This window comes from Methylobacterium sp. Leaf465 (assembly GCF_001424705.1).
GTDB lineage: Bacteria > Pseudomonadota > Alphaproteobacteria > Rhizobiales > Beijerinckiaceae > Methylobacterium.
Window position 1 is genome coordinate 551,477 of record NZ_LMRA01000012.1, and the last position, 26,070, is coordinate 577,546.

Genomic DNA, 26,070 nt, shown 5'->3' on the forward strand with positions numbered 1-26,070 from the left:
AGGAGTGTGCCGAATGGGGGTGCGGGCGACCGAAGCGTCCGCGTTTATCGATTCAGTTGACCGGGCGCGACGGAGTCCGAGCCCTTGGAATCCTTGCCGTCACCGGCCGGGCCGCCATGGTGACCGCCGTGGTCGTGCCCGGAATGCTCCGGTGCCGAGTCCGGCTTCACCTCCGGTGCGATGCTCTTGGGCTTCATGCCCTCGGGCTGCTCCCGGCTGTGGGATTCGCGGCCGGAGCCGCCGACCGTGGCGCCCGGCGCCTCGATGCCCTGCTCGGCGTAGCGGTTGTCGTATTCCAGCCGCTCGCGGTTGGCGTGGCTCTCCTTGCCGGCCCCGCCCATGGCGTCGATGTGCATCATCTCGTTCATGCACATCTTGCCCGGCACGGCGCACATGTTGAGCACCGCGCCGTAGAGGCCGTTCTCCACGGTGGAGAAGTAGCGCACCGGCTCGCGCTCGCTCGGCTTCTCCAGGGCGAGGTAGCCCTGGCGGTCGAGGGGCTTGCCCTCGGCCCTCACCTTGGCGACCCACTGGTCGAACCCGGCCTGGTCGAGGCCGTGGAACTTGAAGCTCATCCGCGAGAAGCCGGAGCCGCTGTAATTGGCCGAGAGGCCCTCGTAGGTGCCGGCCTTGTTGATCACCGCGTGGAGCTTCGTCTCCATGCCGGCCATGGCGTAGATCTGCCCGGCGAGCGCGGGGATGAAGAACGAGTTCATGACGGTGGCGGAGGTGATCTTGAAGGAGATCGGCACATCGACCGGAGCCGCCAGTTCATTGACGGTGGCGATGCCCTGATCTGGGTAGAAGAACAACCATTTCCAGTCGAGTGCGACGACCTCGACCGTCAGCGGCTTGACCCCCGCCGGCAGCGGCCGGTCTGCGTCGAGGCGGCTCAAGGGGCGGTAGGGATCGAGGGTGTGGGTGCTGATCCAGGTCAGGGCCCCGAGGGCGATGACGATGACCAGCGGCGCCGACCAGATCAGCACTTCGAGCTGCGTCGAGTGGTGCCAGTCGGGATCGTACTCGGCCTTGGTGTTCGAGACCCGGTAGCGCCACGCGAACAGCAGCGTGAAGGCGATGACCGGGATGATGATGAGCAGCATCAGGCCGGTGGAGGCCAGGATCAGGTCGCGCTGGCGCGTTGCGATGTCGCCGGAGGGCTGCATCAGGACCATGTTGCAGCCGGACAGGAGTCCGAACAGCGGGAGGAGCGCGAGCGTACGAAGGGTTTTGACCGGCATGGACTCGTCTGGCACCATCTCGGATGAGCGACGTCCAACGGCCCCGATTGACCGAAGGCGTTATCGTCGGGTCTCAATTCGCTGCATTGCATCAATCTGACAAGTCGCATGCGGCGCGTCTGATCAGCGCTGCGGGCATAGCCGATGCAGGACAAAGCACGCTATGGACCCTGCCACGATTTCACGGATCGCGCCAAAACACCGCGCTCTTTGTCCCGGGGCGCGTCACGCTGCGCTTTGACGCAGACAAATGGCAGGGCGTACACGTGTCCCCTATCCCAGGGCCTCACGCGCCGCCCCGCGCCTGATTCGGCCTCGAACGCATGAAGCGAGCACGGTTTCCTTGATGAGCGCAGACTCCGCATTGCCCTCCTCCTCATCGCTGGAGCGCGACGCGCACGAGGCGTCGAGCGATCACAAAGTGGCGCCGGGCGAGATCGCCATCGGCGTCGTAATCGGGCGCGCCGCGGAGTATTTCGACTTCTTCGTCTACGGCATCGCCTCGGTTCTGATCTTCCCCGGCGTGTTCTTTCCCTTCGCCGATCCGCTGACCGGCACGCTCTATGCCTTCGCGCTGTTCGCCCTGGCCTTCATCGCCCGCCCGATCGGCTCGGTGATCTTCATGGAGATCGACCGGCGTCACGGGCGCGCGGCGAAGCTGACGATCGCGCTGTTCCTGCTCGGCGGTTCGACGATGGCGATCGGCTTCCTGCCGAACTATCACCAACTCGGCGCCCTCTCGATCTGGATCCTGGCCGCCCTGCGCTTCGGCCAGGGCCTCGCCCTGGGCGGCGCCTGGGACGGACTTGCCTCCCTGCTGGCGCTGAACGCCCCTGAGAAGCAGCGCGGCTGGTACGCGATGATCCCGCAGCTCGGTGCGCCGGTCGGCTTCATGCTGGCGAGCGCCCTCTTCGCGTTCTTCCTCGGCAACGTCTCCAACGCCGACTTCCTCGACTGGGGCTGGCGCTACCCGTTCTTCGTGGCCTTCGCGATCAACGTCGTGGCGCTCTTCGCCCGCCTGCGGCTCGTGGCCACCGAGGAATTCTCGCGGATGCTGCAGATGCAGGAGCTGGAGCCGACCCCGGTGCTGGAGCTCCTGCGCACGCACGGCCGGTTCGTGCTCATCGGCGCCGTGGTGCCGCTGGCGAGCTTCGCCCTGTTCCATCTCGTGACGGTGTTCCCGATCAGCTGGATCCACCTCTTCACCGGCCGCTCGGCGGGCGAGTTCCTGCTGGTGCAGTGCTCGGGCGCCTTCCTGGCCGCCGGCACCATCGTGCTCTCCGGCGTCCTGGCCGACCGCATCGGGCGGCGGACCTTGGTGGGGGTGGCGGCCGGCCTGATCGGTCTGTTCGCCCTGGCCAGCATCGCCGCGCCCATCATCTTCGGTGACAGCGAGCTCGGCCAGACCATCTATGTGCTGATCGGATTCGGCCTGCTCGGCCTCTCCTACGGCCAGACCTCGGGCTCGGTGACCGCCAATCTCGGCACCCGCTTCCGCTACACCGGCGCCGCCCTCACCTCGGACCTCGCCTGGCTGATCGGCGCGGGCTTCGCGCCCCTGGTGGCGCTCAGCGTCTCCAGCCGCTTCGGCCTGTCCTGGGTCGGCGTCTACCTGCTCTCCGGCGCGGTCGCGACGCTCTGCGCCCTCGCCTTCAACCGCCGCGAGACCGCTCGCCTCTGAAGGCCGCGCCGCCCGCCGAGGATCGAGCCCCGGACGGCCGCTGCGCCGCCGGGGCTTTTTTCGTGTCCGCGCGGCCGACCCGCCCCCGCAGGGCCGTTTCGGATGGAAAACCGGCCGCTTCGCGCGCGCGGTCTCTGCGGTAGGATGCCGGGGCGAGGCCGTCGGCGGCACGACGCCCGAGGGGGACGGAGGCACACCGCATCGTGGCGCAGCTCATCTACACCCGCCTCGAGGACCACCCGCGCGAGACCTACGTCATCACGAGCGGGGCGCTGATCGTCGGGCGGGTGGATTGCATCCGCGACGATCCCCCGCCCGCCGCGCAATGGACCTGGGGCCTGCACCTCGACATCGGGGCGTCTCCGTTCCGGCGAGGCGCGACCGTGTCCTCGCGGGACGCGGCCGTGGCGGCCCTGGAGCAGGCCTGGACCGAGTGGAAGCTCTGGGCCGGCCTGTGCGATGCGGATGGGCCCGACCCATCGGCCGGAACGCCGGCACCCCGCATCCTGCGCTGAGGCGGCGGCGTCGCGGCCGTCCTTCGTGGACGGCCGGGGAGGTCCTGTCGCGTCGGCCCGCCCCGGGCGGACGCCCGCCATGCCTTCGCTTCCGTGCCGCGGCCCGTCGCGTCGCCGCGACCGGAAGCGGAGGGTCCGGAGTCCCCGTGGCGTCACATTGATCCACCGCAAGGTGCGCGCCGGCCCCGCGGTCATCATCGCGACCGCAAACGGGAACAGGAGGCTCCGGTGACGATCGTCTTGCGATCCGCTTCCGTCCGGTCGGTCCAAGCGACGGGCGTGCCGCACATCCTCGGAGCGCGACCGTCGGCGGCTCCGATCGTCGCGGACCTCTTTCGCCACCGGAGCATCGGCAGCCTCCAGGCGCTCGGTCTCGCGCTCCTTTCCTTGGTCGTGACCCCCACGCCGCTCCGGCTCGTGCTGGCCCGTCCGACGTGAAGGCGAAGGGGGCCGCGGTCCCGATGCGGACGGCGCGGGGCGGCACCGACGACCGAGAGGATACGGGAGACGCCGCATGGCTGTCGACGACGAGCGAGTCTGGGGATCGCGGGGCCGGTCCGGACGCCCCCTGCCGCGCTGGTTGCGGGCGCGGCTGTCCCGGCGGCGGCGGACGACCGTCGACGGCCAAGGGCACGCCGGGCCGCGGGGCCAGGGGCCGGCCGAGCCGGCAGCGCCGCAGCCGGACGCAGGGACGGACCGTCCGATGGACGTCGCAGCCCTGCTCCGGGTCGTTCGGTCGGTGGCCGCCGACGGGTTCGGTCCCGGTCCGGTCCCCTTGGCGAGACGCCTGCGCGATTAGGGGTCGCGAACAGGCCGGCACCACCACGCCACACCCCACCCCTTGCGATGGATCAAGGACCGGGCGGAGGGCGCGCCCCACGATGTCCCGTCCGGTCCGGACGGCCGGACCACGGGAGGCAGAGATGAAGATTTCGAACGTCATGGTGTCGCTGGACCTCGGCGCGGCCGCCGCGGATCGGGTCCAGCTCTCCGCGAGCCTGGCCGAACGCTTCGACGCGACCCTGACCGGCGTCGCCGCGCGGCAGGTGCCCGCCCTCATCGCCGTCAGCGACGTCCGCGAATCCGAACGCATCTACGAGATCGAGGACCGGCGTGCGCGGGAGCAGCTCGCGGAAGCCCGGGCAGTGTTCCTGCGCGAGGCTGGCCGCGGAATCCGCACGGCCTGGCGGGCGGCGCTCGCCGAACCCACGGCCTATCTCACGACCCAGGCGCGCGCCGCCGACATGGTCGTGGTGGGTCGTCACGGGCCCGTCGACGGCGATCCCGGTCTCATGGGCATCGCCGCGGGCGCCCTCCTGATGGCGGTCGGCCGCCCGGTGCTCGTGGCGCCGCCGGGCGTCGAGCGCCTGACGGCGAAACGGATCGTGGTGGCCTGGAAGGACACGCGGGAATCCCGCCGGGCGGTGCAGGACGCCCTGCCGTTCCTCAGCCGGGCCGAGGCCGTCCACCTCGTGGTGGCGGGGCCCGGTGCCCACGAGGAGGGTGCGGAGGACGTAGCCGCCTACCTGTCCGGGCATGGAGCCGCGGTGACCACCCATCTCCTCCCGAGCCCCGGCGCCGAGGCCGCGGAGGCGGTCCTGCAGTTCGCGCGGCGCGCCGACGCCGACCTCATCGTGATGGGCGCCTACGGGCATACGCGGTTGCGCGAGTGGATCTTCGGCGGGGCCACCCGCGACGTCCTGCAGGCGACCACCCTCTGCTGCCTGATGAGCCACTGATGCGCCGGACAGCCCCCTCCGCCGCCGGGCACCTCCTGCTGGCCTCCCTCGCCCTCGGCGGCCCCGCGCTGGCCTGGGACCGGGCGGTACAGCGGGGCGCCACGATCGCACGCACCGACTGCGCCCGCTGCCATGCGGTCGAACGAACCGGAGCGAGCCCGCTGCGCATCGCACCGCCCTTCCGCGAGCTCCACGCCCGCTACCCTGTCGAGAATCTCGGCGAGGCCCTGGCCGAGGGAATCCGCACGGGTCACCCGAGCATGCCGGAATTCCGCTTCGATCCGGACGAGGCCGCGGCCCTGATCGCCTACCTGAAGTCCCTGGAGCGCTGACGCCGAGAAGGTCTCGCGTGCGAGCGATCGGTCCCGTCCGTGGCTCGTCCGGCGACAGCCCGGGCCGGGACCGGCATGCGGTTGAGACAGATCAAGGCCGGGCCTCGCCGCGGGCCGCACCCTGACGGCCTCTCGCGGTCGAGCCCAGGAGCGGATTCCATGTCCTATGCAAGCCTCATGGTTGCGGTGGATGACGGGCGTCACGCCGCGGCGCGGGTCCGCCTGGCGGCGGAACTCGCCCAACGCTTCGGCGCCCGCCTGATCGGCGCGGCCGGCTGCCTGCCGGAATATCCGCAGGGGTTCGGGGAGAGCATCGTGCCGGCGGGCATGGCCATCGAGGAGATCCGCCAGGCCGCCCTCGATCGGCTCGCGGGCGCGGAGCGGGTCTTCCGGCAGGCATCCTGCCTGAACGACCGGGTCGCCTGGCGCTCCGACCTCGCCGCCCCGGTGCCCTTCCTGGAACAGCAATCCCGCGCCGCCGACCTCGTCGTGGTCGGGCGCGACGGCAAGGAGGCGGGCGTGTCGCCCGGCATGGCGGTCCCGGTCGGCGACGTGCTGATGGGCCTCGGTCGCCCGGTCCTCGCCGTCCCGCCGGGTCTCGAGCACCTCGCCGCGCGCCGGATCGTGGTCGGCTGGAAGAACACGCTCCAGACCCGCCGGGCCCTGTCGGACGCCCTGCCCCTCCTGCGTCGTGCGGACGCCGTCCAGGTGGTGCAGGTGGCCGAGACCCGCGACCGTTCCGAGATCGAGGACGTTGCCGGCTACCTTGCCCTGCACGACGTGCCGGCGACCGCGGAGGCGATGGCGCCCGCGGGTTGGTCCGTGGCCGAAACCCTGGAGGGCGCCGCCGGCGCCTTCGGGGCGGATCTCATCGTGACTGGAGCCTACGGCTACAGCCGCCTGCGCGAGTGGTTCTTCGGCGGGGTCACCCGCGATCTGCTGGCGCGGGCCACCGTCTGCTGCCTGCTCTCCCACTGACCCCGGGACGGGCCGCCACCCGCCCCGACCGAGCCCGGGCGGGACCCGTCTCGCCCTCCGTGGGAATGCCGGACGCGGAACCGACCCGCCGGCCTCAGGTCCCGAGGTGGAGCGCGCCCCCGGTGCGGGCGACCGGCCCGTTCAGGCCGAGATAGCCGCCATCGAAGGTGGCGAACGCGCGCAGTTGCGCGAGATCGGGGATTTCTACCCGGCCGCGCGACAGGCACGCGAGTCCCGCCTCGCGCAGGATCCGCAAGGTGCGATTCAGGTGGACGGTGGACAGCCCGACCGCATCCGCGAGGGCGGCCTGTCCGATCTCCAGGCGGAACGCGCCGCCCTCCGCCAGCCCCGCGGCCTGCAGGCAGGCGTGGAGCTCGCAGAACAGGTGGGCGGTTCGCTGCGGCGCCGGCATGGTGCCCGTGACGAGCCATTCCCGGGCCCGCGCGAGCTCATTCAGCGTCATCCACCAGAGGACGCGGTTGATGTTCGGCCGTTCCCGGGCCAGGGCCGTCAGGGCTTCGATCGGGATCTCCCCGACCGCGCATCGGCTCAAGGCCCCGATGTTCCAATCCGAGGTCTTCGGCGGCGCCTCGGGGAGCCGGCACAGATCCCCCGGCAGGACGAACGATGCGATCCGCCGCGAGCGGCCGTCCATGACCCGATACCGGCACATCACGCCCTGGAGCAGGACGAGCACCGTGCTGCGCCCCGGCTCGGCCGAGAGGTCCTGGCGGGCGGACACAACGCGATGATGCGCGACGATCGACGCGATGGCCGCGCGATCCGCCGCATCGGTGTGGCCGCTGTGCTCGAGCTTCGTCAGAAAGGGACCGTTCACGCCGCAGCCTTTGAGGGTTCGGGGTTTCGGGGCGATCGGTCGCCCCGCTCTCATGCATCCCCGGCGCCGGGGGAAAAGCGGCCCACGATGGTCACGCCGATCACGCCGCATCGGAGCGCCGGACCGGCACGGGATGCCCCGGACCCGATGCCGTCGCCAGGGCCCCGAAGGCTCTGACGAGGTCCCTGTCGACCTTGCCGACCATGCCGGCGAGGATGCCGTAGGCCTCGCCGGGGTCGAGGGGCGCCTTGTAGGGGCGTCGTTCGATCAGAGCGCCGTAGATGTCGCAGATGGTCACCAGCCGGACGAGATCCGGGATGTCCGGCCCTTCGAGCCCGTCGGGATAGCCCGATCCGTCGAGGGCCTCGTGGTGCGAGCGGACCACGGCGAGCATGATCTCGGGGAAACCGCCCTGCTCCAGCAGCATCGCGTGTCCCAGGGCGGGGTGGGTCCGCATCACGGCCTGCTCGGCAGGATCCAGGCGCCCCGGCTTGTTCAGGATCGCGTGCGGGATCTGCGCCTTGCCGAGGTCGTGCAGGAGGGCGGCTTCCGTCAGTGCCCGGCAATCGGCCATGTTCAGGCCGAGATGGCGCCCGAACCCGGCTGCCAGACCGGCCACGAGCAGGCAGTGCTGGTGGGTGGCGTCGTCGAAGCGCCAGACGACGTCGAGCCAGCCCCGGATGTCGGCCTGGTCGAGGGCGCCGAGGACGAGGGTAGCGCCCTCCGCGAGAAGCGCCGGGTTCGGCGCCTGGCCCGCCCGGCCGAGATCGAATAGGCGCGTCAGGGATTGCGCGGCCCCCGCCGCGGCCGTCGCGACCGCCGGCGCGGGGGCAGGCTCGGCGACCGGCTTGGGGGACGGGACGATCTCCGCCAGGAGCGCGGCGATCCGTTCGAAGGGATCGCGGGCCGAGATGACTCGGCTCGCGCCGAGGGCGTGGGCCTGGGCATGGGCGCGCGGCGATTCCTCGTGCAGGATGCAGAGGTAGGGGCGATCGCCGGCGCCGAACCGTGTCAGGTACCGGCGGACCGAGCCCACCTCGACGGAATTCGCGAGCGGCACGTCGCTGATCACGGCCGCCACGGACGCGGGATCGATCGCCGTCGGTGCCAAGTCCGGATCGAGTACATCGACGACGATGATCTGCCAACGACCGAAGCTGAGGTCGTTCAGTCTCTGACTTCGCGCCGGCGAGTTGGTGAGCAGGACAACGGATCTCACGAATTCCTCGTCGTTCCCGAATTCGATCTGGTCGAACCTTAGACGGCTGCTCTCAAAGAGTCGTGAAAGGCAGCCCGGAATCGCCGGGGTATCGACGGGATGCGTTCGCGGTCGCGTGACCGGTATTGGACTTCTGGCGAATGGTTTCCCGGCACCATGCTCGATATCCTCGCATTTGAGAGCTCGTTCGGAGCCGCGTGGAAAGACCGATGCCGACCCGATCCCTGATGCGCAGCAACGCTGCCGCCGGACACGGCGGCTTTCGGGGCATGTCTTCGCGCCACTTCCTGAAGATGATCGAGGATGCGGGCGAGGTCGGCTTCTGGTCGGCGGACCTGCGCAGGGACAGGCTCGACGCCTCGATCGGCCTCTATCGCATTCTCGGACTCGATCCCTCCACCGAGTTCACCTTCGGCTTCGCCCTCGACATGATCCACCCGGAGGACCGGGCGGTGCACGGCGACCAGATCGCGGTCCTGCGCAGCGGGCAGCCGATCAGCCGCGAATTCCGCATCATCCGGCCGGACCGGACGCAGCGCTGGATCCACCACCGCGCCGAGGTGCTCCTCGGGCCGCAGGGCGAGCCCCATCAGGGACTGGGCGTGGTCTTCGACGTCACGGCGCGCCACGACACCCGTAAGGCGGTCGAGCAGCGCTTCGACCGCTACAACGCCCTCATCACCGCGACGGCGGCGGTGGTGTGGATCGTCAGCCCCGACGGGGAAGCGCTGGAAATGCCCCTCTGGCAGACCCTGACCGGCCAGAGCCACGAGGCCATGCAGGGTCAGGGCTGGCTCGACGCCATTCACCCGGAGGACCGCGAGCGCACGGCCGCCGCGTGGCGCACCGCCGTCTCGCACGTGGCGCCCTACAACACCGACTTCCGCGTGCTCTGCGCGGACGGCGTCTTCCGCTGGTTCAACTCGCGGGGCGTTCCCGTCCTGAACCGGGACGGCTCGATCCGCGAATGGGTCGGCGTCTGCCTCACGGTGCCGGGGCAGAACCGCTTCGGCGCCCCGCGGATGCCGGACAAGCCGGCCGAGGCCGGCCCGGGCGCGGGTCCGGTGATCACCCCGGCCCAGATCCGCGGGGCAAGGGGCATGGTCGGCATGTCGAAGGACGAATTGGCCCGCCGCTCGGAGGTCTCCGTCTCGACGATCATGCGGCTGGAGGATGCGGCCTCCGGCGTCCGGCCGCGATCGGAGACGCTTCAGGCCGTCCGGCGCGTTCTGGAGCAGGCCGGGGTCGCGTTCACCTTCGAGCCGGGCGCGAAGCCCGGTCTCCGGGAGGCCTGAGGCCGGCCTCGCCCCCGGAACGTCAGGCGGCTTGCGTCGACCGCGGGGTGGCGCAATCCGCTGGATCGCAGGCGGGATGGGCGATCACGCGGTCGATCTCGTCCTTCGGCATCGGCTTGCCGAACAGGTAGCCCTGTCCGAAAGCGCAGCCCTGGTCCGAGAGCCAGCTGGAACTGTCCTCCGTCTCGATCCCCTCCGCCGTGGTGACGAGGCCGAGGCTGGCGCCGAGCTTGATGATGGCGTCGACGAGCTTGGCGCGCTCGGCGCTCATCGTGACGCTGTCGACGTAGCTGCGGTCGATCTTCAGCTTGTCGAACTTCAGTTCCCGCAGGTGATACAGGCTCGAATACCCGGTCCCGAAATCGTCGAGAGCGACACGGACACCGAGATTCTGCAGCGAGGTCAGGGTTCTGCGGGTTCCGTCCAGATCCTGGATCAGGGCCGATTCCGTGATCTCGACCTCCAGCCGGTGCGGCGGAAACCCGGTCTCGGTCAGGATCGCCAGGATGCGCTCGGCCATCCAGGCGTCGAGGAATTGCTGCGGGGCGATGTTCACCGCCAGGGTCAGCTCGGCCGGCCATTCCCGGGCGTCGAGGCAGGCGCGGCGGATCAGGCTGTAGCAGAGATCCGCGATCGAACCGGTTTCCTCGGCCACCGAAATGAACTCCGATGGCGCGAGCAGGCCCCGGATCGGGTGCCGCCAGCGCGCCAGCACCTCCACGCCGATCAGCTTGCGGCCGGGCAAGGATACGACGGGCTGGTAGAAGGGCTCGATCTCGCCGTTCTCGATGGCGGCCCGCAATTCCGTCTCGAGCTGCGCGCGGGCCCGCAACTCCTCGTCCATGGCGCTCTTGAAGACCCGGACGACGCCGCGGCCGTCCTTCTTGCCCTGGTACATGGCGAGGTCGGCGGCGTGCAGCACGGCATCGGCATCGGCGAGTTCGCCCGTCACGAAGGCGATGCCCACCGTGGCGCCGACCTTCAGCTCGTTGCCGTTCCACAGGACCGGCGCCGAGAGGCTGGCGATCACCCGTTCGGCCAGGCGGAGCAGGCCCTCGCTGCCGCCCTCCAGCCGAAGCAGCATGGAAAATTCGTCGCCGCCCATGCGGGCGGCCATGCCGTGACGCGGCAGGACGGCGCGCAGCCGGTCGGCGACGGCGCACAGGACGGCGTTGCCGGCCGCGTGTCCGTAGAGGTCGTTCACCGGCTTGAAGCGATCAAGGTCGATCAGGAGCACGGCCGAGGGTGGTCCCGGCTCGGGCTTCGTCTGCCAGCATCCGAGGGTTTCGAGGAAGAGCCTGCGATTGGCGAGCCCCGTGAGGGCGTCATGGCGGGCGACCTGTTCGGCCTGGGAGGCCGCGGCGTCGCGCTCGGCCATCGTCCGTCGCAGGATGATCGATTTCCGCACGAAGGCCCCCATGAGGGCGGCGCCCATGAAGGTCGCCAGCATGAGGAACTCGAGCAGGTTGTGCGCGAGGACGAAGGTGGTCAGCGTGTCGAACAGGCCGAGGGACACGCAGATCATCCAGAAACTCGTCCCGATGGAGAGAAGGCAAAGGCTCTCGTAGACCTCGCCCTGCCCCCAGGAATGGCGCACCGACGTTTTCGTCATCATCTCTCTCGCGAAGCAGGATCCGGGTGTCGAAGCGCCCCGCGCAGGAGGCCGCGCATTTCAGGCAGGGAGAGACGGGCTGACCCGGCACCGGCCGGAACGCGCGACCGCGCCGGGGTCGTCGTTGTGACCGACCGGAGCGCGTGGGGTCTCGGCGAGGGCACGGTTGCGCAGGAACAGCCCGTCGATCGTGGCGATCAGATCCTTCACGCAGGCGATCAGGTTCGCCACGGCGTTGCGTGTCCGGAGGGCATCGGGATCCGGTTCGGGCCCGTCGCGAAAGACTTCGCCGGTCGTCCGCTCCAGCGCCCCGAGCAGGTGGTCGAGGGAAGCGGAGAGCGCCGCGATCTGGGCGCGCCGCGATCCGAGATCCACTCCGGCCGCGAAGTCGTGCTCTAGCTGCGCCTTCAGACGAGAGAGCCCGTCCGACGTCGTGGTTGGCGGAAATGCGAGGATCTGGGCCATGTCGAATTCGCTGTGCGCGGTGGACGATCGGGGAAATGGCACGGCCGGACCGGGCCTTCGCGGTGCCGGGGCGGTTTCGAATGTCGCTCCGGGTCGGGTTCCGTCTCATCGCCGAAGCGTATCGCCGGGGATCGCGAAAGCCGCATGCCGCGCAGACCAGGTTTTTGCGGCAAGATCTCCGATACCGGAAAGACTGAGATCGCGAGACCTCGGCTCTGACAACTGGATCTCAGCTCCGAAAATCATCGTCTCGATGTGATCCAAGATTACGTTGACTTTCGATGATTATCTTTTTGCGCCTCCTAAGAGAGTCTGAAAGCGATTATCCAAACCCGGCTTCCCGACCGACGTGTTTCCGAAGAAAAACAGAGCATTCCTGGATCGGTGCCCGTGCGGCGGCCGAGATGCTGGGAAATCGTTCATGAGGCGCTCAGGCTGTCGGAGGCGCTGCCCTTTCGGTCAGGGGGCGCGTTCCGCGAAGCAGACCCGGGTCCGGCCGGTGCGCCTGGCGGCGTACAAGGACCGGAATCGCCGTGATGACCGGTCCGCTCCGCGGGGGCTCGAGACCCGACGACGCCGGGGCCCGGTACAGACCGGCCCGACGGTCCGGGGAAGCGAGAGGAGCCGGGGCCTGAAACGGCCCCGACCCATCCATCCGGTACGGGTCCGAAACGTCCGGTGCGTCCTCGGTAAGGCCCCGGGTTCGAACGCTCCCCGCTTCCAGCAGGGCCGCCACATGGACTTGGACCCCGCGCGACAGGCCGCCGAAATCGTATCCCCCCTCCAGCACGGAGACGAGGCGGCCGCCGCAGACCCGCTCGGCGAGGGCGAGGAGGTAATCCGTCGCCCAGCCGAAATTCTGCCGGCGCCCGTCCGAAAGGAGCTTGTCGGTTCGCACCACCCCAGAGACGACCTTGTGGAAGGTCGTCGCCCGGTCGCCTTCGGCGAAGATCTCCGCGTCGGCGGCGACGGTACGGCGCATGCCCTGCACCCCATCGCGCGTCGCTGCCGGAACGATGGAATCGGTTTCCTACGGAACGAAGACGGGCGTGAGGCCGATGGCGGCAAGAGCGGTCTGCATGGACACCTCCGGAGAACGGGTCGTGATTCCCTGACTGGGCTCACGGGAGGGACGGCAAAATTCCGGGTCTTCGCTCAAGGGGCTTTACGGACGCGCTCCCTGCCTCGGGACGATGCCACGAGGGCCTCGTGGATCCCGTCCAGGAGGGAGCCGTCCTCGAACGGCTTGTCGACCACACGGCGGAAGCCGGCGGCCTTGGCCCGGCGCTGCAGGTCGTCCGTCGGGCAGCCGGTGATCAGGATCGCCGGAAGATCGACGGCGCGGTCCCGCAGGCGCCCGACAAGTTGGACGCCGTCCATGCCGGGCATGCAGTAATCGACCAGCAGGCACCCGGCGGACGGCAGGGCGGCGTCGCCGAGGAGGTCGGCGCCATCCGCGTAGAGGCGGACGGCGTAGCCTTCGAGTTCCAGGATGAACTGGAGGGAGTGGCGGACGGCCGCATCGTCATCGACGACGAGCACCGGTCCCGTGTGCTTCGGCATGGTCGCGCCCGTTCTTGTTTCACGGGCATCTGACGGCGCATGTCGGGGGCGCGCCTTGATCTGCCGCAAGGGGCGGCCCGGGCCTCGCCCGAGCGCGCCCGGACCGTCCGGCACCTCCCGGCCATCCGCTCGGCGCCCTCCCCCGGGGGAGCCGTCACGGCATGCGGCGGATCGGGGGACGCGGCCGGCTCAGGGGGCCGGATCGCGCGACACCTCCATCACCAGGCGGGTCGCCAGGTAGAGGCGCGGCGTGATGCTGGCGAGCACGGCGAACTCGTCCGCGCTGTGATAGTGGCCGCCGACGATGCCCAGGGATTCGAGGAGGGCGGGCCTTGCCGGACTGTCGGGCTGGAAGGCGTAGCCCGCATCGGTGCCCCCACCGATCTCGGCGAGGGCGAGCGCGGAGCCGAGTTCGCCGTAGATCGCCCGCGCCCGTTCGCCCAGCGCCTGCGTCGCGGGGTTCTGGGGCAGCGGCGGGCGGCCCTTGGCAAGGTCGAAACTCACCTGCGTGTCGGGAACGCGGTGCGTCCCGATGATCCGGCGGGCCTGGGTCAGCACCCGGTCGTACTCGCTCGGCACGAAGTAGCGCATGTCACCCTCCGCCCGGGCCGCCTCGGGGATGATGTTCGGCTTGGTGCCGCCCTGGACCACGGTCCAGTGCAGGCTGGTACCCTTACCCGGATCGCCGAGGTCCTGCAGCTGCAGGATCTGGTGGGCGAGCTCGACCACCGCGTTGCGGCCGGCCTCCGGCGCGCCGCCCGCGTGGGAGGCGCGGCCCTTCACGGTCAGGCTGGCGTAGTTGATCCCCTTGGTCGCCACCGTGACCGCATCGACGCCGGCCTCGGCGAAGGAGGGCTCGAAGGACAGGACCACGTCCTGGTCGCGGGCGATTTCGGCGATCGCGTCGCGCGACCCGCGCGAGCCGCGCTCCTCGTCGGGGTTCAGCACCACCGTGAGGGTGCCGTAGCCGTCGAAGTGCAGCGCCTCCAGGGCGGCCAGGACGTGCAGGATCATGGCGACGCCGCCTTTCGCGTCGGCCACCCCGGGTCCGTAGGCCCGGCCGTCCCGCTCGGTGTAGGGGCGCTTGGCCGCGTCCCCGGTGCCGAAGACGGTGTCGTAGTGGACCAGCATCATGATCCTGCGCGTGCCCTTGCCCGCGCGCGTGCCGATCAGGGTGTTGCCGCCGAAGGCGGGGGCGGCCCGGGTGCCGACCGTGAGCCCCGAAGCCTTCAGGCGCGCCGTCAGGATCGCCTCGACGGTGGACAGGCCGGGAACGTCGCCGGTGCCGGTATCGACGTCCACCAGACCCTTCAGGGTCTCGCGATAGGGTCCGTCCTGCGCCTTCGCCGCGGCGAGCACGGCCTCGTTCGGTGCGGCCAGGGCCGGGACGGGCGCCGAGGCGAGGAAGAGCGCGAGGGCGAGACCGGCATTCGTGCGCATGGCGATCCTTGCCGTCGGAGCATCGGAGGGCATGGCCTCCGCAATGCTCCGAAAACGCCCGGGCCGCAATTCGCCGCCCCGGACGGGACCGCCGCCGGGCGAGGCCGGATCGGGACGTCCGCCCCGCGGCCCGCGCCGGAGTCGAAGGCGGGGGTCAGACCATCCCGAGGGCCTGCATGTAGAGCTCGAGGATGGCTTCCTCTTCCTGGCGCTCGGCATGGTCCTTCTTGCGCAGGGAGATGATCCTGCGCAGGGCCTTGGTGTCGAAGCCGGTGCCCTTGGCCTCGGCGTAGACATCCTTGATGTCGGAGGCGAGGCCGGCCTTCTCCTCCTCGAGGCGCTCGATGCGCTCGATGAAGCTCTTCAGCTGGTCGGCGGCGACGGAGGAAGCGTCGACGGCGGGTGCGGCGGATGCGGCCATGGTCGTCTCAAGTCCCTGATTTGCGAAGCGCGGGAGGCTGCGCCGGAACCGCTTCGATAAGCCGTCAAGCTTACCGGGACCTTAGTGCGGCCCCGCTGCGGCCTCAGTGTGGCTCCGCCGCAGCCTTCGCGAAGGCCGCCTGCTGCTCGGGCGTCGCCTCGGACTGGTGCAGGCGCTTCCACTCGGCGAAGGGCATGCCGTAGACGGCCTCGCGGCTCTCGTCCTTGGTCATCGGCAGGTCCTTGGCGTCGGCGGCGTCCTTGAGCCAGTTCGAGAGACAGTTGCGGCAGAACCCGGCCATGGTCATCAGGTCGATGTTCTGCACGTCCGTGCGGGTCTGCAGGTGGGCGACGAGGCGCCGGAACACGGCGGCCTCGAGCTCGGTGCGGGTGGCGTCGTCGATCTCGGTCATGCTGGGTCTCCCAATCTCCACCTGAGGTCGGCGCGCGCAAGCCTCCCGTCAAGCGCGGATCGGCAGCATCGGCCGGAGGAGGCGCGCGAATCGCTCCGCCCACGCGGCCTGTCCCGCCTCCGCGGCGATGAGGTCCTGGCGGATCTCCACCAGCGCGTTCGGCAGGCCGCGCGCCATGGCGTGGCGGTCAATGGTGTCGCCGGGCAGGCCCCCGCCATAGGGTTCGTTGTCGCCCACCGTCAGCCCGGCCGGATCGGCCCGCAGGCCCGCGATCAAGGGTGCGCTCATGCGGTCGTCCCGGTCCCACAGGATGCCGACTTCCCAGGGCCGCGGCACCCCGCGCCAGTAGGGCGTGAAGCTGTGGATGGTGACGATGGCCGGGCGCGTGCCGGTGGCCTCGGCCTCGGCGACTCCGGCGTCGATCGCCGCGTCGAACGGTTCGTAGAAGCGCCGGATGCGCTCGGCCTTGCCGGCCTCGTCGATGCGGGCATTGCCCGGCACCACCGCCCCGTCGGAGAGGCGCATCACCAGGGTCGGGTCGGCCCGGCCCCGGTTCGGGTCGATGATCAGGCGCGAGAACCGCGTCAGGATCGCCGGCACCCCGAGGGCCGCCGCCAAGGCGCGCGTCACCGCGGCGGCGCCGATGTCGTAGGCGATGTGGCGGGCGAATTCGTGCTCCGGCACCCCGAGCTGGTCCAAATCCTCGGGGACGTGGTTGGAGGCGTGGTCGCAGATCAGGAGCAGGCCCCGGGCGGGATCGCCCGGGAGGGTCTCGACGGGATGCGGTGTCTGCATGGGGAGGCACGGTCCGGTTGAGCGCGGGCGGCATCGTTGTACCAGGCGGGACGCAAGGCTCCGGCCGCATCGCGGGGGATGCCCGCGCACGCGCGGCTTGCCGAGGCGGCGAGCGTCGGGCACAGCACGTATCGCGGATCGCGCCGCGACGGCAACAATCCGGCACCATGCCGGGGGCACAACACTCCGGAGGAGAACCACCGGGCCGCCTTCGCGATCGACCACCGGAATACGGAAACGCCATGACCGACTCCCCCTCGACCGAGACCGCCTCGACCGACGCCCGCCGCGCCCTCCTCCTCCACTGCCTCGACGAGGCCATCGCCGCCGCCCACCCGGCGCGCTGCCTCGTGCCGCACCTGCCGGCGCCTGGACAGGGCCGCCTCATCATCCTGGGGGCCGGCAAGGCCGGCGGCAGCATGGCGGCGGTGGCGAGCCGGTTCTACCGGGAGGAGCACGGCGTCGATCCGAGCCGCATCGTCGGCCTGGCGGTCGCCCGCCACGGCTACGGCGAGGAGGCGCCGATGATCCGCATGGTCGAGGCCGGGCATCCGGTGCCGGACCAGGCCGGCATCGACGCCACCATCGACACCCTGAAGATCGCCGCCGATGCGGGGCCGGACGACGACGTGCTGGTGCTGCTCTCCGGCGGCGGCTCGGCCAACTGGATCGCCCCGGCCGGGGAGCTGACCCTCACGGAGAAGCAGGCCATCACCAAGGCCCTGCTGCGCTCTGGTGCGCCGATCAACGAGATCAACTGCGTGCGCAAGCACCTCTCGCGGATCAAGGGCGGCCGCCTCGCCATGATGGCGCGCAACGCCCGCTCGATCCTGACGCTGGCGGTCTCCGACGTGCCCCACGACGACCCGGCAGTGATCGCCTCCGGCCCCACCGTGCCGGATCCGACGACCCTGGCCGATGCCCGCGCGATCTGCGAGCGCCGCGGCATCCCCCTGCCCGAGACCGCCAAGGCGTTGCTGAACGATCCCGCCAACGAGACCCCGAAGGCCGGCGACCCCGCCTTCGCCCGGGCCGAGTACCGCATCATCGCCCGGCCCATCGACGCCCTGGAGGCGGCCGCCGCCGCCGCCGCCGCGGCCGGCTACGAGCCCGTGATGCTCGGGCCCGACCTCGAGGGCGAGGCCCGCGAGGTCGCCGCCGAGCATGCCCGCATGGCCCTCGACCTCGCGGGCGCCGGCCGCAAGGTCGCGCTCATCTCGGGCGGTGAGCTCACGGTGACGATCCGCGGCGAGGGCCATGGCGGCCCGAACCAGGAATACGCCCTGGCGCTGGCGCTCGCGCTGGAGGGCGCGCCCGGCATCCTCGGCATCGCCGCCGACACCGACGGCACCGACGGCGGCCGTGGCGAGGCCACCGACCCGGCCGGCGGCCTGGTCGACCCGACCACGCTGGCGCGCGCCCGCGCCGCCGGGCTCGATCCCGCCGCGATGCTGGCCGACAACGATTCGACGAAGTTCTTCGCCACCATCGGCGACCTCGTTCAGCCGGGTCCGACACGCACCAATGTCAACGATTGCCGCATCATCCTCGTCGGCTAGGGCGTTCGCGCGCCTGATGGGACGCACGCGTTTCCAGTCCCGATTAACGCGCGTTCCCCTCTCCCCTTCGCGGGAGAGGGTGGCCCGCGAAGGGGGTCGGGTGAGGAGAGCGCCTGACTCGGAGGGGGCGCCCTCTCTCCCGCCTGCCCCGCAGGCACCCTCCCCCGCCGAGGGGAGAGGGACGAACCCGTGCCTGGACCGGCGCTCGTCGGAAATGGATCCCACCGCGCCGAACGTCTCGCCTGACCGGAGCGGGAGCCCTGTTCGGCTCGATGCCCGAGCTCCGATGGACCGCCCCCGGCGTGTCGGCAGCGCGCAGCGGGCCTTCGCGGGCGCGTCCCTCCTGGCCGTCACGCTGCTCCCGGTGCCCGCCCGGGCCGACCTGCGCATGTGCAACCAGACCGCCAGCAAGGTCGGCATCGCGCTGGGCTACCGCGATCCGCAGGGCTGGGTGACGGAGGGCTGGTGGGACGTGGCGCCGAAGGTCTGCGAGACGCTCCTGAAGGGCTCCCTCGCGGCGCGGTTCTACTACGTCTATGCGGTGGACTACACGCGCGGCGGCGAGTGGAACGGCCGCTCGCTGATGTGCACCAAGGACCGCGAGTTCACGATCCGCGGCGTCGAGGACTGCCTCGCCCGCGGCCTCGACCGCAACGGCTTCTACGAGGTCGATACCGGCGAGCAGAAGAGCTGGACGATCCAGCTCACCGACCCGAACCAGCCGGTGGCGCCGACGCCCTGAGGCGTGGCGGGGGTTCGGCTGTGGCGGGTTCCGGTCTCACGCTGGAGATCCGGTTCGTCTCGGGGGGTATGGCCTTTTTTCCAAGCCTCCTGCTGCTGGTTCGGCTGGGATCGACAGCGAGCGGCGACTTTGGGGGCCATGAGCGGACGGTCCGTCTTCGACCCACCCCAGTTGTACGGGCCCGCGTCGGTGCTTCCTGAAAGCGGTGATTCGCCGGACGTCCGGCTGCTTCGGTGCGGGGTCGTCAGCAGACCCTGGCCTTTCCCCTTGAAGCGGACGTTCCGCCTCTGACCCAACAGTCGATGTCGACTGCGCAGCTACCGTGACGGGCCTGCGGGGATGCTCTCACCGGACCGGGCATCGACCAGCCTGCGGATCTGCTCCCTGACGGACGGCGTGGTGGGGTTGTAGACGATCAGGCCGAGATCGGGGCGACCGTCGACGGCGAAGGACGAATATTCCAGCTCGATGGCGCCGAGGATCGGGTGCTTCAGCCGCTTCGTCCCCTCACCGTGATGGTGCACATCGTTCTCGCGCCACAGCGACGCGAAGTCCTCGCTCGTCCGGCACAGTTCCTCGACCAGCGCGCCGACCTCGGACGCCGCGCCGGCGCGGGCGGCGTCCGCACGGAACGCTCCGACCACGTACCGGGCCACGCTGTCCCAGTCGTGCTGGATCGCGCGCACATGGCTGGAGCCGAACATGCGGCGCAGGATGTTGCGCTCGCCCGGCGGGACCGTGTCCCAGTCCGTCAGCACGACGGCAGCCGCCTGGTTCCACGCGACGACGTCCCAGGTGGCGGTCTTGATCAGCGCCGGGCTGGTCTCCAGCGTGTCGAGCAGCCGCTGCAGCCGGGGCGTGATCCCTTTGGCGGCCGCGTAGCGGACCTCCGGCGGGCGTCCGAGGCCGAGCATGAACAGGTGCTCGCGCTCGGCATCGGTCAACATCAGCCCCGCGGCGATGCGGTTCAGCACGTCCGCGGAGGGCGCGCCGCCGCGGCCCTGCTCAAGCCACGTGTACCACGTCGCACTGATGTTCGAGCGCTGGGCGACCTCTTCCCGGCGCAGGCCCGGCGTCCGCCTGCGGCCCGCGAACCCGAAGGAGGACGGGTCCAGCTTTGACCGACGGTCCCGCAGATAGGCGCCGAGGGGGTTCTCCGAGCCGGCCGGCATGGCGATCCTGTGAGCAATTATACCCTGATACGGTCACGTATTTTATGGTGTCGGGCGCTGCGGGAAAGAGGGTCTCCCTCATGACGCGGACGAACACACATGCGCGTATTTCTCACTGGCGCCACCGGCTTCATCGGCTCGGCGCTCATCCCGGAACTCGTCGCCGCCGGGCATCAGGTCATCGGGCTGACACGGTCCGAGGCAGGTGCGGCGGCGCTGCGGACGGCGGGGGTCGAGCCGCATCGGGGCGACCTCACGGACTCGGACAGCCTGCGCGAGGGAGCCGCCCGGGCCGACGGCGTGATCCATGCCGCGTTCGATCATGACGACTTCTCGGACTTCGTGGCCAACTGCGAGAAGGACCGGCGGGCCATCGAGGCCCTCGGTTCTGCGCTCAAGGGCTCGGACCGGCCCCTGCTCATCACGTCCGGCGTGGCGATGGGCTGCCCGGCGCCCGGCCGTCCGGCCACCGAGGACGTCTTCGACCTGGACCACCCGAACCCCCGGGTCGCCTCCGAACGGGCGGGTGCGGCGTTGCTGGACGCGGGCGTCAACGTGTCGGTGATGCGGCTCCCGCAGGTGCACGACACCGTTAAGCAGGGACTCGTGACCTACCTCGTCGCCCATGCCCGGGCCAAGGGCGTCTCCGCCTATGTCGGGGACGGCGCGAACCGCTGGGCGGCGGGGCCGAGGCGCGACGTCGCCCGCCTCTACGTGATGGCCCTGGAGCGTGCCGAGGCGGGGGCCCGGTACCATGCCGTCTCCGAGGAGGGCGTCCCGCTCCGGGCCATCGCGGAAGCCGTCGGCCGGGGCCTGGGCGTCCCGGCGGTCTCCGTGGCGCCCGACGCGGCCGCCGCGCATTTCGGATGGCTGGCGGGGTTCGTCGGGGCCGACATGACGGCGTCGAGCGCACTGACGCGGTCCCGCCTGGGCTGGCAGCCGAACGGCAGGGGCCTCATCGCCGACCTCGACGCGATGGATGACGCCCGCGGGACGGCGTGAACCACTCCCGTCCGCCCGTACCGTCCGCGACGGTCGGGCGTCCGGATTGCGCGCTCCGGCTATGGCCGCGCGACGGTGTGCGGCGTGATCGTGTAGCCGAATGGGTCACGGAACGCGAAGTAGCGGCCGAACGGCCCGTCCTTGGGCGGGAAGACGATCGTCGTGCCCCGCTGGGCAAGGTGATCGTGCAGGGCGTCGGCGTCGTCGCAGCCGAACCAGATGGCGATGCCCCGGCCGAGGTCTTCCGCGTCTCCCAGGTCGATCATGGGCGTGCGGACGGCGAACGGGATGGGCTTGGTGTCGAACACCACGGCGCCGGGCGGGCTTTGGGCGGCCGCCTTCAACCCGACGACGTCCGTGTAGAAGGCCCGCGCGGCCTCGATGTCGACGACCTGGATACCGATGAAATCCGGTCCGATCAGATGGGGCACGATGGGTCTTCCCTAAGCCGACGCTCGACGCTATTGTCAGGGCCCTGATACATATAAGGGCACTGATATGTCAAGTGAGGCCGCCGTGTCCGGCATGGGTGATCCGTACGAGACCGTCGGGTTCGCCTTGAAGCAGGCCCAGCACGCGCTCCGCGTCCGTCTGGACGCCGAGCTTCGTGAAATCGGGCTGACCATGCCGCAATACGCGGTCCTCGCCTGCCTTCAGGGCAAGCCGGGCGCGTCGAACGCCACGCTCGCGAGGACCGCCTTCGTCACCCCGCAGACGATGCAGGCGATCCTCGTCGCGCTTGAGCGCAACGGCTTCATCGTGCGGACGGCCCACCCCGAGCACGGGCGCGTTCTGAAGACCGAACTGACGGCGTCGGGTCGTGGCATCTTGGACAGGGCTTCCGGGATCGTGGCCGATACGGAATTTCGCATCCGGACTGCCGTGGCGCCCCTCGACCCCCGTATCGTCACCGCGACGCTGCTCCGGATCGCGGAAGCGCTTCGTTAGGCGGCGCACTTCCGCGCAGGTCGAACGTCCGGTCCAGCTGTCCCACGTGTCGAAGCAGACCGGCGGAGAGCGACCGATTCCAGCCTGAGGTTCTGACTCTACCCATTGCCATGAAGCCGACTTTTCCGGGGCGCAGCGGGTTGAGACGAGCCCAAGCGTCGGCCCATGACAGTGCCCATCCGGGAAGGGTCCGTTGAGTCGCAGGACACGACTCGGTCGCTCCCACCCCGGTACGGGCCGCCATCAGGCTGGCCACCGACGGTATCGCGACAAGCGTCCGCCATCGATCACGGCCAGGAGGCCGCACGAAGTTCTTGACAATATTCCTATTGTATGCTCTTTTGCCGTCACTCGCCTCCCCCGATGGGAGGCCCGCTGGCGGACCGGGTCGGCGGGTTTGGGAGGAGGAGACGGCGCCCGCGTCGATGGCCCGGTTTCGCCATCGCCCCGGGCGGCACCGCGCGACGCAAGGTGTTCCGGATGGAGGGCCGTTTCGGCGGCCCGGCATCTGGGGCATCCCCAGACAACGGACGGCCCGCCCACTACGAGGCGGGTCCGGGGCCTTGGGCCATGATCAGCCGGCCGCCGGGGCCGTCGATCCCGCAAGGGATCGGGGCACCGGAGGGGGGCCGCCACAAGCCGAGTCGCCAACGCCGTAGACAGACGCCGTGACGTGACGGGTTCGGGCCTCCGGGGCCGGGCCCAGGGACGCCGGGGAACCGGCTTTCGTTCTGTTCCCGTGGTTTCGCGGCGTCCCGCGTCTCCCGCCATGGATCCCCCGCGCCGGAACCGGCGGCGGGGCCGCGCGCGCATGCAGGCAGCGCAGTGCGACGGCGTCCGTCGGGCGCCGGCACGGTCCGGCGTTCTTGACGCGCCGGCCCCATCGGTGCTTGTGGCCCTTCGCTCAACGCCGGTCGTCCGAAACCGGCGAGGCTGGTATTGGGGATGGAGACCACAGTGAAACGTTCACGCCGCACGAAGATCATCGCGACCCTGGGCCCGGCCTCCGACACGCCGGAGATGATCGAGAAGCTGTTTCGCGCCGGCGCGGACGTCTTCCGTCTCAACATGAGCCACTTGCCCCGCGAGAAGCTGCCCGAGAAGATCGAGGTCATCCGCACGATCGAGCGCGAGCTCAAGCATCCGATCGCGATCCTCGTCGACCTCCAGGGGCCGAAGCTGCGCGTGGCCGCCTTCGCCGAGGGCGCCGCCATCCTGCAGAACGGCGCCACCTTCGTGCTCGACAGCGACCCGACGCCCGGCGACGTCTCGCGGGTCTACCTGCCCCACCCGGAGATCCTCTCGGCCCTGGAGCCCGGCCACGTCGTCATCATCGACGACGGCAAGCTGCGGCTGACCGTGACCGAGGTGTCCGAGGGCCGCGCCGTGACCCGCGTCGAGATCGGCGGCCGCATCTCGAATCGCAAGGGCGTCTCCCTGCCCGACACGGTGATTCCCGTCGCCGCCATGACCGAGAAGGACCGGGGCGACCTCGAAGCCGGCCTCGCGGCAGGCGCCGACTGGATCGCCGTCTCCTTCGTGCAGCGTCCCGAGGACGTGGCCGAGGTGAAGAAGGTCGCGGCCGGCCGGGCGCTGGTGATGGCCAAGATCGAGAAGCCGCAGGCCCTGACCCGCCTGGAGGAGATCATCGAGATCTCCGACGGCCTGATGGTGGCCCGCGGCGATCTCGGCGTCGAGATGCCGCTCGAGCAGGTGCCCGGCGTGCAGAAGCGCATCACCCGCGCCTCGCGCCGCATGGGCAAGCCGGTCGTGGTCGCGACCCAGATGCTCGAATCGATGATCACCGCCCCGGTGCCGACCCGCGCCGAGGTCTCCGACGTCGCCACCGCCGTCTACGAGGGCGCGGATGCGGTGATGCTTTCGGCCGAGAGCGCCTCCGGCACCTTCCCGATCGAGGCCATCTCGATGATGAGCCGGATCGCCGAGCAGGTGGAGCGGGATGCCCTCTACTGGACCATCCTCACGGCCCAGCGCTCCGAGCCCGACGCCACCGCCTCCGACGCCATCGCGGCGGCGGCGCACCAGATGGTCGACGCCCTGAACCTCACGGCCATCATGGCCTGGACGCATTCCGGCTCCACCGCCCTGCGCCTCGCCCGCTCCCGGCCCAACGCGACCATCATCGCGCTGACGCCCAAGCGCGAGACGGCGCGCCGCCTCGCCCTGTGCTGGGGCACGCACCCCATCGTCACCAAGGATGCGAGCGACGTGGACGACATGGCGTTCCGGGCGGCGAAGTTCGCCGTGCGCGAAAACTTCGCCGAGATCGGCGGCCGGATCATCGTGGTGGCCGGCGTGCCGTTCGGGACGCCCGGCGCGACGAACCTCGTGCGCATCGCCTTCGTCACCCGCGAGCACGCGGCGAAGGCCTGACCCGGCCGGAGGCGCGCCGGGCTCCGGGCCCGACGCGCCTCAGGGAGCGGGCAGCGATTCGGCGAGGCGCACGACCTCGTCGACCACGGCCTGCGTGGCGACGACGTGGACCATGTGGCCGATCCCGGGCAGGACCACGAGGCGGGCCCCCGGGATCAGGCGTGCGAGCGGCTTGGCGTGCCGGTCCGCCGGGACGATGCCGTCGCGGTCGCCCGTGATGATGACGGTCGGCGCGGTGATGCGGTCGTAGGCGGCGCTCTGGCGCGTCAGGGCCTCCGGCAGCGCCATCAGGTCCTGGACGTTGGCGAGCATCGTGGCCGGACGCAGGACCAGGGCGGCCCGGCTCGCCTCCAGGTAGCCGGCCGGGGCCTCCTGGGGCCGGAACACCGACCGGCCCGCCGGCGCCAGGTAGTAGAGCCCGATCGGCGTCGCCACCGTCCGGCTGAGGAGCCAGGTCACCGGCGGGACCAGGGCCAGCCGGTAATACCAGGGGATCGGTCCGAGCGCGGGCAGCGGCATCACCGCCGGCGCGAGGAGGACGAGGCCCGCGACCCGATCGGGATGATCCAGGGCGAGCGCGGTCGCCAGGGCACCGGCCCAGGAATGGCCGACGATGAGGGCGGGCCCGACACCGAGGTTCGCCAGGGCCTCGGCGATCGCCGCGGCCTGGGCCTTCGGCGTCGCCATGGCGCCGCCGGTCAGGCGGTCGCTCCAGCCGAAGCCCGGCCGGTCGAGGGCGACGACGCGGAACCCCTCCGCGGCGAGGCGGCGGCCGAGATCCGCCATCGGGTCGGCCGCGTTGGCCGAGGCCCCGTGCAGCAGGACGACCGTACCCCGGCCGGACGGGTTCGGACCGGCCTGGATCGTGCCGATGCGCCCGCCGGTCACCGACGCGAACGGTCCGGCCGGGGGATAGCGCGCGTCGATCCGCGCCGCGATCAGCAGGGTGACGCCCGCGGCGACGAGCGCGAGGACGACGCCGCCAGCCAGGAGGCCGGCGATCAGCTTGAGCAGGAGCATGATCGGCTACAGGTCGCGGCCGTCGACGTCCGGCGACAGCCGGTCGATGGCCTGCTGCAGCCGGTCCATCCGGGGATACAGCGCCGCCGCCCGGCGGAAGGCCTCCAGGGCGCGGCGCTTGTCGTCGAGGGTCTGGTAGATCCGCCCCAGGGCCGCCCAGGCTTCGTAGTGACGCGGCTCCAGCACGAGGGTGCGCTGCAGGTCCGCGATCGCCGCGGAGGGGTCCGACAGCATCCAGAACACTGTCGCGCGCCGGTTCCAACCCTCCGACCATCCGGGCTCCAGGGTCGTCGCCCGGTCCATCAGCTCGATCGCCAGGGGGAGATCCTGACCGGACATCGCCTGCCGCGCCCGCTCGGTGAGCAGGTCGGCCGTGGCGCTGCCGGATCGGCCCAGGCGCTGCTCGATCAGCCGTGCGATGCCCTTCGCCTCGGCCTCGTCGCCCGCCGCCTTCAGCCGAGCGTAGAGGTCGTCGAGGGTCAGCGGCTGCGCCTTCTTCGGCGGCGGCGCCTCCGGCGTCGGCCGGGCTCCGGCGGGGACAGCGAGGAAAACGCAGAAAGCCGCGACGAGCGCGGCTTTCAGGCAGGATCGATGCGGAGAGGGTCGCGACATGGTCGGAGCTTCCTCGCCCCGGATCGCGACGTCAACGTGCGCGCTTGCCGCGTCTGGCGGCCAAGCACTCCGTGG

At 70.8% G+C, this 26,070-nt stretch carries 26 protein-coding genes; 11 read left to right on the forward strand and 15 right to left on the reverse strand.

The genetic code is table 11. The annotated features are described in order from the left end of the window. Positions 1–44: 44 nt before the first annotated feature. Positions 45–1,241: a ubiquinol oxidase subunit II gene (cyoA, locus tag ASG51_RS11015; protein ID WP_056380759.1), complete on the reverse strand. Its 1,197-nt coding sequence runs from the start codon at positions 1,239–1,241 to the stop codon at positions 45–47. A gap of 346 nt (positions 1,242–1,587) precedes the next feature. Here cyoA and ASG51_RS11020 point away from each other — a divergent pair, with 346 nt between their 5' ends. The 5 genes from ASG51_RS11020 (at position 1,588) to ASG51_RS11050 (ending at position 6,486) form a co-directional block, all read left to right on the forward strand. Further along, positions 1,588–2,922, forward strand: coding sequence for an MFS transporter (locus ASG51_RS11020; RefSeq protein ID WP_056274821.1), 1,335 nt, complete (start codon positions 1,588–1,590; stop codon positions 2,920–2,922). Positions 2,923–3,125: 203 nt separating this feature from the next. Further along, complete coding sequence (locus ASG51_RS11025) at positions 3,126–3,437, forward strand: hypothetical protein (protein ID WP_056222827.1); 312 nt, start codon at positions 3,126–3,128, stop codon at positions 3,435–3,437. Positions 3,438–4,360: 923 nt separating this feature from the next. Next, positions 4,361–5,176, forward strand: coding sequence for a universal stress protein (locus ASG51_RS11040; RefSeq protein ID WP_056380762.1), 816 nt, complete (start codon positions 4,361–4,363; stop codon positions 5,174–5,176). Beyond that, the gene (locus tag ASG51_RS11045; RefSeq protein ID WP_056380764.1) at positions 5,176–5,508 is read left to right on the forward strand and encodes a cytochrome c; all 333 of its coding nucleotides are present in this window, start codon (positions 5,176–5,178) and stop codon (positions 5,506–5,508) included. Before ASG51_RS11040 ends, ASG51_RS11045 begins: the two co-directional genes overlap by 1 nt. A 159-nt stretch (positions 5,509–5,667) precedes the next feature. Beyond that, complete coding sequence (locus ASG51_RS11050; RefSeq protein ID WP_056380766.1) at positions 5,668–6,486, forward strand: universal stress protein; 819 nt, start codon at positions 5,668–5,670, stop codon at positions 6,484–6,486. 94 nt (positions 6,487–6,580) lie between these two features. On the opposite strand, the gene ASG51_RS11055 is transcribed toward ASG51_RS11050, so the two are convergent. Beyond that, positions 6,581–7,324 (reverse strand): Crp/Fnr family transcriptional regulator, encoded by a 744-nt coding sequence (locus tag ASG51_RS11055; RefSeq protein ID WP_056380768.1) that lies wholly within the window; start codon positions 7,322–7,324, stop codon positions 6,581–6,583. A 100-nt stretch (positions 7,325–7,424) separates the two neighbouring features. Then, positions 7,425–8,543 (reverse strand): HD-GYP domain-containing protein, encoded by a 1,119-nt coding sequence (locus ASG51_RS11060; RefSeq protein ID WP_056380770.1) that lies wholly within the window; start codon positions 8,541–8,543, stop codon positions 7,425–7,427. 209 nt (positions 8,544–8,752) lie between these two features. Between ASG51_RS11060 and ASG51_RS11065 the strand changes: the two genes are divergently transcribed. Further along, entirely contained in the window at positions 8,753–9,838 is a 1,086-nt protein-coding gene (locus ASG51_RS11065; RefSeq protein WP_156389660.1) for a PAS domain-containing protein, read from the forward strand. 22 nt (positions 9,839–9,860) lie between these two features. On the opposite strand, the gene ASG51_RS11070 is transcribed toward ASG51_RS11065, so the two are convergent. The 8 genes from ASG51_RS11070 to ASG51_RS11105 form a co-directional block, all read right to left on the reverse strand. Then, complete coding sequence (locus ASG51_RS11070) at positions 9,861–11,453, reverse strand: EAL domain-containing protein (protein ID WP_056351199.1); 1,593 nt, start codon at positions 11,451–11,453, stop codon at positions 9,861–9,863. Between the two features lie 57 nt (positions 11,454–11,510). Then, a complete protein-coding gene (locus ASG51_RS11075; RefSeq protein ID WP_056380772.1) occupies positions 11,511–11,915 on the reverse strand; it encodes a hypothetical protein in 405 nt (134 codons plus the stop codon). Positions 11,916–12,345: 430 nt separating this feature from the next. Then, complete coding sequence (locus ASG51_RS25015; protein WP_056380774.1) at positions 12,346–12,897, reverse strand: hypothetical protein; 552 nt, start codon at positions 12,895–12,897, stop codon at positions 12,346–12,348. 173 nt (positions 12,898–13,070) lie between these two features. Next, positions 13,071–13,478 carry a response regulator gene (locus ASG51_RS11085; RefSeq protein ID WP_056380776.1) on the reverse strand — a complete coding sequence of 136 codons (408 nt, stop codon included), beginning with the start codon at positions 13,476–13,478 and terminating at the stop codon, positions 13,071–13,073. A 189-nt stretch (positions 13,479–13,667) separates the two neighbouring features. Then, the gene (locus ASG51_RS11090) at positions 13,668–14,918 is read right to left on the reverse strand and encodes a glutamate carboxypeptidase (protein WP_056380778.1); all 1,251 of its coding nucleotides are present in this window, start codon (positions 14,916–14,918) and stop codon (positions 13,668–13,670) included. 154 nt (positions 14,919–15,072) lie between these two features. Then, a complete protein-coding gene (locus ASG51_RS11095) occupies positions 15,073–15,339 on the reverse strand; it encodes a DUF2312 domain-containing protein (RefSeq protein ID WP_055951813.1) in 267 nt (88 codons plus the stop codon). Positions 15,340–15,442: 103 nt separating this feature from the next. Continuing rightward, entirely contained in the window at positions 15,443–15,751 is a 309-nt protein-coding gene (locus tag ASG51_RS11100) for a DUF1244 domain-containing protein (protein ID WP_056351209.1), read from the reverse strand. 48 nt (positions 15,752–15,799) lie between these two features. Further along, positions 15,800–16,546 carry an N-formylglutamate amidohydrolase gene (locus tag ASG51_RS11105; RefSeq protein ID WP_056380780.1) on the reverse strand — a complete coding sequence of 249 codons (747 nt, stop codon included), beginning with the start codon at positions 16,544–16,546 and terminating at the stop codon, positions 15,800–15,802. 242 nt (positions 16,547–16,788) lie between these two features. Here ASG51_RS11105 and ASG51_RS11110 point away from each other — a divergent pair, with 242 nt between their 5' ends. After that, positions 16,789–18,105, forward strand: a complete 1,317-nt coding sequence (locus tag ASG51_RS11110; protein ID WP_056380783.1) for a glycerate kinase — start codon at positions 16,789–16,791, stop codon at positions 18,103–18,105. Between the two features lie 286 nt (positions 18,106–18,391). Further along, positions 18,392–18,847, forward strand: coding sequence for a DUF1036 domain-containing protein (locus ASG51_RS11115; protein WP_056222876.1), 456 nt, complete (start codon positions 18,392–18,394; stop codon positions 18,845–18,847). Between the two features lie 317 nt (positions 18,848–19,164). Here the strand turns inward: ASG51_RS11115 and ASG51_RS11120 are convergent, their stop codons facing one another. Next, positions 19,165–20,019: a helix-turn-helix transcriptional regulator gene (locus ASG51_RS11120; RefSeq protein WP_056380785.1), complete on the reverse strand. Its 855-nt coding sequence runs from the start codon at positions 20,017–20,019 to the stop codon at positions 19,165–19,167. Between the two features lie 99 nt (positions 20,020–20,118). Between ASG51_RS11120 and ASG51_RS11125 the strand changes: the two genes are divergently transcribed. Further along, the gene (locus ASG51_RS11125) at positions 20,119–21,021 is read left to right on the forward strand and encodes an SDR family oxidoreductase (RefSeq protein WP_056380788.1); all 903 of its coding nucleotides are present in this window, start codon (positions 20,119–20,121) and stop codon (positions 21,019–21,021) included. Positions 21,022–21,080: 59 nt separating this feature from the next. Here the strand turns inward: ASG51_RS11125 and ASG51_RS11130 are convergent, their stop codons facing one another. After that, positions 21,081–21,452 carry a VOC family protein gene (locus tag ASG51_RS11130; RefSeq protein WP_056380790.1) on the reverse strand — a complete coding sequence of 124 codons (372 nt, stop codon included), beginning with the start codon at positions 21,450–21,452 and terminating at the stop codon, positions 21,081–21,083. Between the two features lie 127 nt (positions 21,453–21,579). On the opposite strand from ASG51_RS11130, the gene ASG51_RS11135 reads away from it, so the two are divergent. Together ASG51_RS11135 and pyk are read left to right on the forward strand one after the other, a co-directional pair. Continuing rightward, entirely contained in the window at positions 21,580–21,969 is a 390-nt protein-coding gene (locus ASG51_RS11135) for a MarR family transcriptional regulator (protein ID WP_244480117.1), read from the forward strand. 957 nt (positions 21,970–22,926) lie between these two features. Beyond that, positions 22,927–24,363: a pyruvate kinase gene (gene pyk, locus ASG51_RS11140; protein WP_056223036.1), complete on the forward strand. Its 1,437-nt coding sequence runs from the start codon at positions 22,927–22,929 to the stop codon at positions 24,361–24,363. Between the two features lie 39 nt (positions 24,364–24,402). Here pyk and ASG51_RS11145 read toward each other — a convergent pair whose 3' ends face one another. Then, entirely contained in the window at positions 24,403–25,383 is a 981-nt protein-coding gene (locus tag ASG51_RS11145; protein ID WP_056380791.1) for an alpha/beta hydrolase, read from the reverse strand. 6 nt (positions 25,384–25,389) lie between these two features. Further along, positions 25,390–25,995 (reverse strand): tetratricopeptide repeat protein, encoded by a 606-nt coding sequence (locus tag ASG51_RS11150; RefSeq protein WP_056380792.1) that lies wholly within the window; start codon positions 25,993–25,995, stop codon positions 25,390–25,392. Positions 25,996–26,070: the final 75 nt, after the last annotated feature.